Source organism: Paenibacillus dokdonensis (assembly GCF_004916975.1).
Classification (GTDB): Bacteria; Bacillota; Bacilli; order Paenibacillales; family Paenibacillaceae; genus Paenibacillus_AQ; species Paenibacillus_AQ dokdonensis.
On record NZ_STGQ01000001.1, the window covers coordinates 31537 to 44485 of the forward strand.

Here is a 12949-nt window from a genome sequence, read left to right on the forward strand (position 1 = left end):
AGGAAGCGAGAACATGACAGGGAATCCCATGATAGATCCGTTGTCACGGCCGATGCGCGATCTGCGGATTTCCGTGACGGACCGTTGTAATTTCCGCTGTGCTTACTGCATGCCGAAGGAAATCTTTGGAGATGATTATGCATTTATGCCAAAGGATCAGCTGCTGTCATGGGAGGAAATTGCCCGTCTGGCCCGGTTATATGCTTCACTTGGTATCCGAAAGATCCGCCTGACCGGGGGTGAACCCCTGCTGCGGCGGGGGCTTCCCGAGCTTGTACGGATGCTGACAGCGATTCAGGGAATCGAAGATATCGGCTGTACGACGAATGGGCTCCTGCTCGGACAGCAGGCAGAGAGTCTGTACGATGCAGGACTCCGCCGGGTGAATGTCAGCCTGGACGCGCTGAATCCGGAGCTGTTCGGTCATATCAATGGCCGTGGTATTAAACCGTCAATCATTCTCCGCAATATGGAGATTGCCAGGGAGACCGGATTCGAGGTCAAAGTGAATATGGTTGTGCAAAAGGGTGTCAACGATCAGGAGATTCTTCCGATGGCGGCTTACTTTAAGAAACTGGGCATCACGCTCTGCTTCATCGAATTTATGGATGTGGGCAATGACAACAGTTGGAGTCTGCAGCGCGTGGTAACGAAAAAGGAAATTTTTGAAATGTTAGGCGGAGCAGAGGAGCTTGTACCGGCTGCGCCCCGTTTTCCCGGAGAAGTGGCCAAACGCTTCCGCTACAAGGACGGAGAGGCAGAGGTCGGCTTTATTTCATCCGTATCGGAAGCCTTCTGTTCCTCCTGTACGAGGTTGCGATTGTCTTCGGACGGCAAAATATATACCTGCCTTTTTGCCTCCAAAGGCTATGATCTTCGCACACTCCTTCGCGGCGGTGCAACGGATGAAGAGCTGCTTGCGGCCATCCGCGGGGTGTGGGCGAAGCGAGAAGACCGATACTCGGAAGAGCGGACGGAGCAAACGGCATCGAAGCGGAAGAAAATAGGGATGTCCTATATCGGCGGCTGACAGATGTTGATCGGAACCGTGAACAGCCAGCCAAGGAAAAAAAGGGGCGGAAGATCAATGAAAAAGACAAGCATTGTCATTCCAAGAGAGCATGGGGGCTGGGCAATGGTCAGCATGCCCTTTATCATCAGCATGATGGCGGCGAAGCCCGTCCTTCTGCATCTTCCGCTATTTCTGGCCTGGATGTTCCTGTATTTGTCATCGTATCCGCTGATGCAGGCTTTGAAAAAGACAACCAAGCAGAGCCTATGGCTTCGTTGGGGAGCAGGTTATGCAGCCGCCGCCGTTTTGTGCCTCATTCCGGTACTGCTGGTGGAGCCTTGGCTATTCAGGTTTGCCCCTATCCTAATTCTGCTGATTCTCATCAATGTATGGCATGTCCGCCACAAGGCCGAGCGGGCCCTGTTGAACGATATTTGCGCGATTATGCTCTTTTGTACGGGAGGTGCCGCGGCGTACCTGCTTGGAGGAGGGACATGGGACAGGGAGCTGGCAGATGTCCTGCTGTTCAATTTCTTGTATTTTACCGGGACTGTGTTCTTCGTCAAATCCGTATTCCGTGAGCGAAAAAATAAACGGTGGACGATCTATGCAAAGGTCTATCATTGCATCTCATTCGTATTGCCGCTGTTCACGCTCAGTCCTTGGATGTGTATTCCTTTTGTTTATCCGTTGATCAAGACATGGATGTACTCCGGCAAGCCGTTGAAGCCGATGAGGGTTGGTATCATGGAGATTTTCGGTTCTGTTCAATTTCTGATTCTTTCACTGGTACTGCTGTAAGTGAAAAAGCTGTCCGAATATTCTTCGGACAGCTTTTTTTTGATTCATCAACGCATTGATCTTTATGCCAAAGGCTGTGTAATAATCCGATCCACCATACCATACTCGAGCGCTTCCTCGGCAGTGAGATAGAAATCACGGTCGGCATCGCGATATATTTTCTCAAGGGGCTGGCCTGTTTTGTCCGCAATATATTGGTTCACCTTTTCCCTCAGCTTGAGTATCCGGCGGGCGGAAATATCAATATCGGTGGCCTGACCTTGAGCGCCTCCGAGCGGTTGATGCAGCATAAATTCGCTGTTCGGAAGCGAATAGCGCTTGCCCTTGGCACCGCCGAGGAAGAGGAAGGCTCCCATGGAAGCTGCAATCCCCATACAGATCGTACTGACCTGCGGCTTGATGTAATCCATCGTGTCGAGGATCGCAAAGCCGGCAGAGGTAGATCCGCCCGGGCTGTTAATGTACAGTGAGATTTCCTTTTCTGGGTCATCGGCAGCCAGGAAGAGAAGCTGAGCGATAATGCTGTTGGCCACCTGATCATTGACCTCAGAACCCAGGAAAATGATCCGGTCCTTCAGCAGTCTGGAATATATATCGTAGGAGCGTTCGCCAAGACGGGTCTGCTCTACTACGTAAGGTATTGTATTCATCATTATAGCCTCCTTCTGATAAAAAGCGAAAGGGCTATGCCGCGCGTAAACGAAGGGAAGATGAAGCAGAGCCGGAACGGTATCCAAGCTGAGTAGGCGATGGTTTCGTCTGATTCGCAATCCGCAGGGAGAGGGCGAGCCTCTTCAGCAGCTCTGGCTGCTCCATCCGGATAGCGACCAGCAGCTGCCGCTGGAACCAGTCCGCATCGACCTGATCCCATTCTTGCCCCGATGCCGGAATTTCCGGAGTCTCATCTTCATTCAATTTACGGCGTGCCCTGTGCAGCAGCGATTTGACGGCTGTTTCATTCATTTCAAGCGAATCAGCGATGTCAGACAGCCTGTATTCGAAAATATCCTTCAGCACAAATACAAGCAGCTGTTTTGGAGTCAGCCGCTCCATCAGCGTTTCCAGCCCGCTCATTAGCAGCTCCAGCGGTTTTTCACGTGACTGCGTCTCGATGGGCTGACCTGCTGTTTCGCGGCTTTTTTTGCGCAGCTGGTCAATCCAGTGATTGCGTGCAATGGTCGCCAGAAGCGGAAAGCTGGCCTGACGTTTGCCAGTAGGGTTCTTTTGATAGAACCTTTCAGCCTTGAGTAAGGAATCATGCGCCAGATCCTCGGCGTCCCAAGAATTGCCGGTCACACGCAGGCAAAAATATTTAAGCTTAGGGTACATTTCTTCCATTTCCTTGTGGATTAACATGTTAATCACTCTCCTTGAGAGGCCTCTATATATAAAACGTTTGGTCAGTGGTAAAAAGATACGGGTACATCGAATTTTTTTGAATTACATCATTAGATTGTTTTTCCATTATATCAAAAGTATATGCTGACTCCACATTCCGCCAACCAGGAAGTGACTTAGGCTTGCTCTTCTTTTTTGAGGGACAGGGACATATGCTGATAAGGTAAGCGACCTCTTCTTCAAAAGGGGGATAGGGCGAGACATGAAAAGAAGAGCGAGATGGCGGAGCAGAGGAGCGGGCAAGCCGCGAAGCCGGAGGAAGGTATGGCTGATCGGTGCGCTCATATTCCTGATCCTGCTGCTGCAATTTTTTGCGTATGTAGAAAATCACTTAAAGCCTCCAATTATGCATTTGGCTAAAATCCGCATGAAGCAGATCGGCACAGATGCCATTAATGAAGCCATTGCTTCACAGGTGGCAGAGGGCAGAAATGCGGAACAGCTGATTGACTGGAAAATGGATTCCTCCGGTAAAGTCTCCGGATTTATGCTGAATTACGCCGAGCATATGAAAATCACTTCGGATACCTTTAAAGTCGTCCAAACCACACTGCAAAACAAGCGTATGCTCTCTGAGAGTATCCCGCTCGGCCAAGCGCTGGGAAGTCCGCTCATCGCTTCGTTCGGACCGAATGTTCCAATCCGTATTGAGCCGCAAGGGGCCGTTAAGGTGGATCTGAATACGAGGGAAAAGGATGCCGGTATTAACATGGTACTGGTAGAAGTCTACATCCATGTGACAGTCGAGGTGGCTGTTGTTGTTCCTTTCGATATGGAGCCGGAGGTCATTGATACGGAAATTCCGGTTTCTTATCTGATGGTGGTCGGGGATGTGCCTATGTACTATTACAACAGCCAGGGGCAGCCAGTAGGAAATGCGGGCGCTCCGAATATTGCACTGCCTGGAATTACGGGAAACGCTGCATCCTCACAGACAGGCCAAAGCGGACATGAAAAAGAAACACCTGCCATTCCTGGAATATCTACCGGGGAGCCGGGAGAGTCCAGTGAAAAGAGCGAAAAATCAGAAACCTCAGAAACAAAGTAATGCCGTGTAAGCTTCACGGGCGCGAGCAATAGTAATGGGTTGTAAAAGAAAAAGGAACCCCTGAACTTCAGGAGGTTCCTTTTTTGCTTTTCTTGATTGCCTGCCGTTCCTCCGTTTCCCAGTGGCGCAGCAGTGGGTAAGGATCAAAGGACCATTCAACAAGCCCGCTGTCCCGGTAAATACCATAATGCAGATGAGGCGGGAATTTCCCCTGTGTTCCTGGCTTTCCATATCCTGAGCTTCCGACCCACCCAATTGTCTGACCCGGGAGGACGATGTCGCCCTGTTTCAGATTTTTTTCATAACCCTGCAAATGCGCATAGTAGTGGTAGCGATTATCCAGATCCCGTATTCCGATACGCCAGCCGCCGAATGGATTCCATCCTTTCAGTTCCACAATGCCGTAGCAAGTGCTTCTTACCGGCATGCCATAAGGGGCAAAAATATCCGTCCCCTCATGAATCCGGTATCCGCCCCAGCTTCGGCCGGTTCCCCATGTGCTGCGATAGGCGTAAGAATCCGAGATGGGAAGGGGGAATGCGTGACCCGACAGATCGAGTGTATGGAACTTTTCATACAGCTTGGAAAATTGACGGATGCGCTGTACGGAGCGGCTATTATGATAATATTCCCAAAGGGCTATGCTGAAATCATCCTCGGACTGCCCGTAACGAAGCAGGTAGGAGGCCATGCTGTATAGCACATCCATATCATTATTCATATCTGCCTGCCCATCGCCCGAGCCGTCTTTGCCATAACCGTTAAAAATACTGATGGAGCGTGGGTTGCTGTCGCTCTGGTCAGGGTTGAACAAGCCGGTCCACACCGGTTCATTCATAAAAATGCCCGTTAAACGCGCTGGATGATGTCGATCCTTCGGATGAACCTTCGTGAGCGTATGTTCATATTGATCAATTGCAGCCAGACGATACCATGGGATATGGGTGACTGCGGCAATGCTCTCGTAGAGCTTTTTTCTTGAGGTAAGTATTTCCTCACGGCTCAGTTTGTCCAAGGACTCCGCGGATTGCGTAAGAGTGGGACTGGAAGACCCCCATGTAGGAGAAGCAATGGTTCCGAAGGTAATCACTGCGGCAGCAGCGCAAATTATTGAACGGCGGGTTATACTCAGCTTTGAAACGGATAATCTCATCGTCAACCTCCTGCTAGCAGCTTATAGGCCTTTTTTCCGGACGGGACGGGCATAAGCATAGAGTGATACAAGAGAAGTCATTTTATCCCGCTTGGTAAATGGAAGTATTTTGGGTAAGTTCATGATATAATATGGGGCATGCAGCAGTTAATCATGAGCGAAAGAAGGTCAGAACATTGCCTAATCAAACCGTCAAGGAGCCGAAGCCGGACTGGATTCGCATCAAACTGACGACCGGTGACAATTATCAAGAGATCAAGAGCATGATGCGCTCGAAGACACTACATACCGTGTGTGAAGAAGCGCGTTGCCCTAACATATATGAATGCTGGGCAAACCGTACAGCGACTTTTATGATATTGGGTGATATATGTACACGTGCCTGCCGTTTTTGCGCAGTCAATACGGGTAGACCTACCGAGCTTGACCTGCAGGAGCCTGAACGGGTGGCTGAAGCCGCTGAGAACATGGGGCTGCAGCACTGTGTTGTCACAAGTGTCGCACGGGATGATCTTTCCGACGGCGGCGCGATGATTTTTGCCGAAACCGTCAAGGCTGTCCGCAAGCGCATGCCGCTGTGCAGTGTCGAGGTTCTCATTCCTGACTTTATGGGAAACTGGGACGCTCTCAAAGTCGTGATGGACGCCAAACCGGATATTTTGAATCATAATATCGAAACCGTTGAACGCATGTCGAATCGTGTTCGCGCCAAAGCGAAATATGACCGTTCTCTGGAGCTTTTGAAAAGAGCGAAGGAAATGCAGCCTAATATTCCGACCAAATCGAGCATCATGCTGGGTGTAGGGGAAGAATGGGACGAAATTTTGCAGGCGATGGATGATTTGCGTGCTGTGAACTGCGATATCATGACCATTGGCCAATATTTGCAGCCGTCTCCGAAGCATTTGAACGTTGTTAAATACTATCATCCAGATGAGTTTGCCAAGCTGAAGGAAGAAGGCATGAAGAGAGGGTTCAGCCACGTGGAATCCGGCCCGCTCGTCCGCAGCTCCTACCATGCGCATGAGCAGGTGAAATCAGCGGCAAGCCAGAAATAATAAAGATTGATTTTCTTTGAATGAAAGGCAGGGGGAGCACATTTGATTCTCATAGGCGGAAAAAGCTACGAGCTGCTGAAAGACCATAAAAACGGCTGGAACCCTGAAGCCTTTCGTGAGCGGTACAGCGAAGTGCTGGATCGCTACGATTACATTATCGGAGACTGGGGCTATAACCAGCTTCGGTTAAAGGGATTTTACCGGGATAAGCATCCTAAATCCACCAAAGATACAGCCTTTTCCGGCATGGTGGATTACATCAATGAATACTGCAATTTCGGATGTGCTTATTTCGTCTTGCAAAAGAACCGGGAGGCCCAGCCGAAGGATAAGGAAAAGCCCGAAAAACCGGATAAGCCCGAAAAACTTGAAAAGTCTGAGAAGTCTGAGAAGTCTGAAAAGTCTGAGAAGACTGAAAAGGTTGAAAAGTCTGAAAAACCTGAGAAGACTGAAAAGACCGAGAAGTCTGAGAAGCCGGAGAAAGTTAAAAGCGGTTCCCAATAGGGAGCCGCTTTTTTATATACTGTAAACCATAATTTATGTTTTATCCAAGAAAGGCTTCGCGAACGCGGTTCCAGAACGGAAACGGGCGATAGCGGGCAAAGCTTACCTTTTCCTTCGCAACCTGGCATCGCACCGAGATCAGATCATCAACCTGAATGTTGACATGATCAATGGTGAGCAAAAGACGCTGTTCCTTCCGCGAGAAAATATCCGTGTGATGATGCTTTGGCAGCAGCAAAGGGGAACCCATCGTACGGAACACGCGGTTGTTGATGGAGGCAATTTCCGCGATTTGCAGCGCCTCAATCGTCGGATGCACCATGGCCCCGCCAAGACTTTTATTGTAAGCCGTGCTGCCGGATGGAGTCGAGATACAGATCCCGTCACCGCGGAACATTTCAAAGGTCTGGTCGTTAATATCCACTTGGGCAACGACCGTCCCATCCACGCCTTTTAGCGTGAATTCATTGAGTGCAATATAAGAAGCATTGCCCGATTTCCTGTGAATTTCCAGCTCAAGCAGCGGGTATCTGACGATCCGCGGACGGATGGAACCGGACTTGCTGGCAGAGCTCATCAGATCGATTAGCTGGGGCAGCTCGTCTGCCTGCCAGTCAGCATAGAATCCGAGATGGCCGGTATGAACGCCAACAAAAGCAATATCGGGAATGTGGTCAATAAACGTATGAAAGGCATGTAGCATGGTACCGTCTCCGCCAATCGAAATGACAATCTCGGGAGATTCGGCATCCAATCGAAACCCGCGTTGTGCGGCTAGCTTATGGAACTGCTCGCTCAAATCAACGGACAACTGATCACCGCGATCCAGGACATAATATCTCAAGAGAGTTAAGCTCCTTTATTTGGGTATATAACGATCATAAACAATATCGGAGCATAACACAATGTTCATTTGGCCGGATTGCGGTTTCCAGCACGCCATAAAGCGCGGATCAAGCACCATACGGAAGAGGCCGCGATCATGAAGACAATCAGGATACAAAAGAATGCAATTCGATCCGCAATGCCGCCTGCAGCCGAAGCGATGTCCATATCCGGTTGGCTAAATACGGGAGAAGGCATGAAGCTGCCCATAAGCGGATTCCATAACAGCATGACAAGAAATGCTGCCAAAATGGCATGAATCAGACGTGCAATCATAAAGGGCAGGTAGCGCAAATTGGTTGCATGCAAAATGCTCGCAATCTGGGCATGAACCGAAAGTCCCCCCCAGGACAGAATAAATGCCGCTGCAGCCGCTTTATATGGCAAAGGTACAGAAGAAGCCGCTTCTCCCGCAGAACGTGCTCCCAGGGTTACTTCAAAAAGCCCCCCGACCAGCGCTTCAGACAATGAAGGGGGAAAGCCAACAGCGGTGAGCATTTGATCGAGAATAAAATAAAGGATCCTCATTACACCAGCCTGTGTTAGCAGCTCCAGGAACACCGAAAAGAATACAACTAGCCCTCCTACGACAATAATAAGCTTTAAAGAGGATTCAACCGCTTGCCGCAGCATTTCGCCCATGCTTCGGCCGTCTTGCATTCTCGCCTGATGCATAGCGGTAAACGCTCTCTGGACGCGGCTGCCTTTTACAGCGGCTGGAGCCGTACGTGAAGCGTTTGGACCGTCAGGTGTGGCGCTCTGTTTACCGTGAAAGCGCATGAGGAGCCCGATCAGGAATCCACCGCCGTAATGGGCAGCCGCCAGAATGACAGCAATTTTGGGGTCATGAAAAAAGCCTACGGATACCGCACCAATCAGAAAGATAGGATCTGACGATGTTGTAAAGGCCACCAGCCGTTCTCCCTCGTCCCGCGTAACCATATTTTGCTCCCACAGCTTGGCCGTCAGCTTGGCTCCGATTGGATAACCGGAAACATAACCCATAGCTGCAACAAAGCCTCCGCTGCCCGGTATGCGGAAGAGCGGCTTCATCAAAGGATCCATGAGCGTACCGAATAAATGCACGATTCCAAAGCCCAGCATCATCTCCGAAATGATAAAGAACGGGAACAGGGAAGGGAAGAGAACATCCCACCAGATGGCCAGTCCACGCAGGGCAGATTCGAGGTAAGCCCCGGGAAAAAAGAGCATGAGAAGGAGCAAACTGACGAGCGAAGCCATCATAAGCGGAAGACCCAGCTTTTTTACGGACATAGTCACACCTTCCTGTTAATGAATGGGTCATTCGAATCAATCCTGTTTTCCTAATTTTATGTTTTGCATCGGACAAACAGTACAAAATATGTTAGAAAGCGTTTACAAAAAATAATGTTTTTTTGACGAATGTATGTTAAAATATACAAACCAACTACTATTCAATATTCAAATTTCAATATATGGATGGAGTGATGAGATCATGAGTTTTGTCGCCGGTGTTCTTGTCTGCGCTTTCGTGTATGTCATTCGCGCCTCACTGGTCCATTCCGGCGAAGAGGATTGGAGCAGCTACTGAATACGCCAAGGTGCTAAACAAACGTTTAGCGCCTTTTTTTGTTTTTTGATATAATGGAAATAATTTTCACTTGCTAAAAATGGAGCCATGACGCCTCATCCGGCTTTCGGGTCCTGCTTGACAGTTTTGCATCATACACCTTGGATCGTGGGAGATCTAGACGAAAGACATGAAAGGAACGTGGGGATGTGACTTTAGAACCTCTATACTCCATCAAAATAGCCTGTTATTATTGCGAACATGAATTTAATTCCTCTCGCGTGCGTCCCAGCTTCAAAAAGGCCATCCGGACGGATTCTGATTTTTGTTCCTATTACAAGGATGAAAATCCGGATTATTATGTTGTCAGAGTTTGTCCGAAATGCGGATTCGCTTCCACGGAAAATTCGACGGAACGGCTGAATGACGCCCAGAAAAATCGCTTTGCCGACAAAATCAGCAGCCGCTGGATAGAGCGTGATTTCAACGGGCACAGGGAATGGGAAGCCGCCCTTGAGACGTACAAGCTTGCTCTGCTGGTTGCTCAGACGATTGGGGAAAAGGAGCGGATCGTTGCAAGTTTGCTTCATCACATTGCCTGGCTGTATCGTTACAGAGGGGATGAAGAGCAGGAGCAGCGTTTCTTGAAATATTCTTTGGATTCGTACATAAAGGTTTATGAACTTGAAGGCGTAGGGGCTAATAATGCCCGTCTGCTCTATTTGATCGGGGAAATGAACCGCCGAATCGGTGAATTCAGCCAAGCGGTCAAATGGTTCTCAAGAGTCATAAACGACAAGAATATTATAGATGCAGCGATGATCCGTGCTTCCCGTGAGCAATGGGGAGTTCTGCGCGAGCAAATGGTGGCAAGGAAATTGGAGCTTCCAGACGAAATGAAGCAGGCTTAAAGTGAAGCAAAAACACGCATAGATCATGCGTGTTTTGTTTAAGGGTTATCATTTTCCTAGCGCACAGGATGATCGAACCGAAGATAGTCGTTATCCGTCTCGATCACATTTAACCGGCTGCTGCAGCAGGGGAAGACGACCAGCTTTTTTCTGCCATCATTGATGGCTTTCAGTTCACTGGGCTTGATGTTCAACATCACATTCCCGGCTCCGCAAAAAGGGCATTCATGCACATAAATGCCGCCCATTTGCTTATCGTAAGGCCATGTATTGGCAAAAGGAATCATTGTCCGTCCTTCTTGTCAGCTTGATCCTCTTCCGATTGTTCTTTGCCAAGCTCAGCGATTTTTTGCAGCAAAATATGCTGCGGCATGTGCATGAGATTTTCAAGCGGAACTCCCAATTTTTCCGACAGCTTTACAGCCGTTTCCGGTGATATTTGCAATGGTCTCATGACGAGCATCCCTCCAATGGGTCTATTAATGCCTAGACGTATTTCTTAGAAAACAACAATTTAATGTGGTCTAGCTACTGTGGAATTACGTCGATAGACGTTTTCTTATAGTTATACACCTTATCATGAAAACCAATCAAATGAAATCCTAAACAAAGGAATGGTGATCTGTAATGAATAACAATTTAAAATTGACATGGGATCTGGAGTCCATTTTTCCGGGAGGATCGGCATCTTCCGAATATTTAACGTACCTGGACACTCTCGAACAGGATCTTCTGAAGCTGAAAAAGGATGTTAACGCCGCTGGTGCGCCAACGAGTCTTGAAGAAACCAAGCCTTTTGATGCCGTCATTTCTTCTCTAGGAAGCTGTATTTCCCGCCTCTCGGAGGGCAGTGCTTTTGTCAGCTGTCTTCAGGCACAGAATCAAGGGGATACCAAAGCGGTTCAGCTCGCCGGACGAATTACAAACCTGCATGCGCTCTTGAATACCATCATGACACAATTCGATGATATCCTTGGCCGCACGAATGATGAGACATGGAAAGCCTGGATGGGCCGCGCTGAGATTCAGCCATTCGCTTTTGTATTGAATGAGAGCCGGGATCAAGCCCGTGAAAAGCTGAGTCCGGAGCTTGAAAGTCTGGCGCTGGATCTGGCCGTGGACGGATACCATGGTTGGAGCGACCATTATGACACGGTTGTGAGCCATGTGAAAATTCCATTTGAGGTCAATGGTGAAACGGTGCAGCTTTCCGCCGGACAAGCTCATAACAAGCTCTATGATGCGGATAAGGAAGTCCGTGATGCCATGTTCGTGAAATGGAAGGAAGCTTGGGCTGATAAGGCCGATTACTGCGGAGATACACTGAACCATCTTGGCGGCTTCAGATTGAAGCTGTATGAGCGCCGCGGCTGGGATGAGGTTCTGAAGGAGCCTTTGGCTATTAACCGCATGTCCAATGCAACGTTGGATGCGATGTGGAGCGTTATTCAAGACAACAAATCGATGCTTTTGAAATACATGGAACGCAAAGCAAAACTCCTCGGAGTTGAGAAGCTGAGCTGGGTAGATGTTGATGCTCCAATTGGAAAGGTTTCTACGAAGGTGTCATATCAGGAAGCAGCTGAGACCATCGTAGAACAGTTCCGTAAATTCAGCCCGAAAATGGCCGACTTTGCCGAAATGGCATTTGATAAATCATGGATTGAAGCGGAAGATCGCCCTGGCAAGCGTCCTGGTGGCTTTTGTACCTCACTTCCGGTCAGTAAAGCAACCCGTATTTTCATGACGTACAGCGGAACGGCCTCCAATGTTTCCACGCTCGCACATGAATTGGGACATGGCTACCATCAGCATGTGATGGATGATCTGCCTGTGTTCAACCAGAATTATGCAATGAATGTCGCTGAAACGGCGTCAACCCTTGCCGAAATGATCGTTGCTGACGCAATGGTGAAGAAAGCAGGCGATGAGCAGGAGAAGCTGGCTTTGCTGGAAGACAAGATCCAACGCAGCGTAGCCTTCTACATGAACATTCATGCCCGCTTCCTGTTTGAAACCCGCTTCTACGAAAAACGTAAAAACGGACTATTAAGCGTTCAAGAGTTGAACGATCTGATGGAGGAAGCACAGAAGGAAGCCTATTGCGATGCGCTGTCTGCTTATGAACCAACGTTCTGGTGCTCTAAGCTTCATTTCTATATCACTGGCGTACCGTTCTATAACTTCCCGTACACCTTCGGTTATATGTTCAGCACAGGCATTTATGCACAAGCTCTGCAGCAGGGTGCAAGCTTTGCGGATAAATATGATGCTTTGCTTCAGGATACCGGTGCGATGACGGTTGAGGAGCTTGCGAAGAAGCATCTGAACGCTGATTTAACAGGACATGACTTCTGGCAGAGTGCTTCTGATCTGCTACAGCAAGATATTGAGGAATTTTTGAGCATGACGGAAACATTGGCGTAACATTCTGCAGTTTGCAAAAAAGCTCATTATATCTGTAAATAAAAAACAGGAAGATCCGCTTAATCGCGCTTCTTCCTGTTTTTTTGTGTTTCGGCATGAAACCCTAGAGGAAATCATTTATTTTGTCAGATAAACCAGAAAAATAGCGGATTTTCGGCGAAAAATAAATCAAAAAAATGAAAATAATAGTAATAAATACC

14 protein-coding genes are annotated in these 12949 nt (G+C 48.6%); 7 read left to right on the forward strand and 7 right to left on the reverse strand.

The annotated features are described in order from the left end of the window. Window positions 1-13 precede the first annotated feature (13 nt). Window positions 14-1030, forward strand: a complete 1017-nt coding sequence (moaA, locus tag E6W40_RS00210) for a GTP 3',8-cyclase MoaA (protein ID WP_136603631.1) — start codon at window positions 14-16, stop codon at window positions 1028-1030. Between the two features lie 57 nt (window positions 1031-1087). Further along, entirely contained in the window at window positions 1088-1813 is a 726-nt protein-coding gene (locus tag E6W40_RS00215; protein ID WP_136603632.1) for a YwiC-like family protein, read from the forward strand. 62 nt (window positions 1814-1875) lie between these two features. On the opposite strand, the gene clpP is transcribed toward E6W40_RS00215, so the two are convergent. Next, window positions 1876-2463, reverse strand: a complete 588-nt coding sequence (gene clpP / locus E6W40_RS00220; RefSeq protein WP_136603633.1) for an ATP-dependent Clp endopeptidase proteolytic subunit ClpP — start codon at window positions 2461-2463, stop codon at window positions 1876-1878. A 34-nt stretch (window positions 2464-2497) separates the two neighbouring features. Then, on the reverse strand, window positions 2498-3169 hold the full coding sequence (locus E6W40_RS00225; protein WP_136603634.1) for a sigma-70 family RNA polymerase sigma factor: 672 nt from the start codon (window positions 3167-3169) through the stop codon (window positions 2498-2500). Between the two features lie 244 nt (window positions 3170-3413). Between E6W40_RS00225 and yunB the strand changes: the two genes are divergently transcribed. After that, window positions 3414-4259 carry a sporulation protein YunB gene (gene yunB, locus E6W40_RS00230; protein WP_136603635.1) on the forward strand — a complete coding sequence of 282 codons (846 nt, stop codon included), beginning with the start codon at window positions 3414-3416 and terminating at the stop codon, window positions 4257-4259. Between the two features lie 67 nt (window positions 4260-4326). On the opposite strand, the gene E6W40_RS00235 is transcribed toward yunB, so the two are convergent. After that, entirely contained in the window at window positions 4327-5412 is a 1086-nt protein-coding gene (locus E6W40_RS00235) for a M23 family metallopeptidase (RefSeq protein ID WP_136603636.1), read from the reverse strand. Between the two features lie 176 nt (window positions 5413-5588). Between E6W40_RS00235 and lipA the strand changes: the two genes are divergently transcribed. Further along, window positions 5589-6470: a lipoyl synthase gene (gene lipA, locus E6W40_RS00240; RefSeq protein WP_136603637.1), complete on the forward strand. Its 882-nt coding sequence runs from the start codon at window positions 5589-5591 to the stop codon at window positions 6468-6470. Between the two features lie 42 nt (window positions 6471-6512). Further along, a complete protein-coding gene (locus E6W40_RS00245) occupies window positions 6513-6974 on the forward strand; it encodes a YutD family protein (protein ID WP_136603638.1) in 462 nt (153 codons plus the stop codon). 40 nt (window positions 6975-7014) lie between these two features. Here the strand turns inward: E6W40_RS00245 and E6W40_RS00250 are convergent, their stop codons facing one another. Next, window positions 7015-7818 carry an NAD kinase gene (locus tag E6W40_RS00250; protein WP_136603639.1) on the reverse strand — a complete coding sequence of 268 codons (804 nt, stop codon included), beginning with the start codon at window positions 7816-7818 and terminating at the stop codon, window positions 7015-7017. Window positions 7819-7883: 65 nt separating this feature from the next. Beyond that, window positions 7884-9134 carry a sporulation integral membrane protein YlbJ gene (gene ylbJ / locus E6W40_RS00255; RefSeq protein WP_136603640.1) on the reverse strand — a complete coding sequence of 417 codons (1251 nt, stop codon included), beginning with the start codon at window positions 9132-9134 and terminating at the stop codon, window positions 7884-7886. Between the two features lie 486 nt (window positions 9135-9620). Between ylbJ and E6W40_RS00260 the strand changes: the two genes are divergently transcribed. Continuing rightward, window positions 9621-10322 (forward strand): DUF2225 domain-containing protein, encoded by a 702-nt coding sequence (locus E6W40_RS00260; RefSeq protein WP_136603641.1) that lies wholly within the window; start codon window positions 9621-9623, stop codon window positions 10320-10322. Window positions 10323-10378: 56 nt separating this feature from the next. Here E6W40_RS00260 and E6W40_RS00265 read toward each other — a convergent pair whose 3' ends face one another. Both E6W40_RS00265 and E6W40_RS00270 read right to left on the reverse strand, forming a co-directional pair. Next, window positions 10379-10609, reverse strand: coding sequence for a hypothetical protein (locus tag E6W40_RS00265; RefSeq protein ID WP_136603642.1), 231 nt, complete (start codon window positions 10607-10609; stop codon window positions 10379-10381). Next, window positions 10606-10776, reverse strand: coding sequence for a YycC family protein (locus tag E6W40_RS00270; RefSeq protein ID WP_136603643.1), 171 nt, complete (start codon window positions 10774-10776; stop codon window positions 10606-10608). Before E6W40_RS00270 ends, E6W40_RS00265 begins: the two co-directional genes overlap by 4 nt. A gap of 173 nt (window positions 10777-10949) precedes the next feature. Here E6W40_RS00270 and E6W40_RS00275 point away from each other — a divergent pair, with 173 nt between their 5' ends. Further along, window positions 10950-12749, forward strand: coding sequence for a M3 family oligoendopeptidase (locus tag E6W40_RS00275; protein ID WP_136603644.1), 1800 nt, complete (start codon window positions 10950-10952; stop codon window positions 12747-12749). Window positions 12750-12949 lie beyond the last annotated feature (200 nt).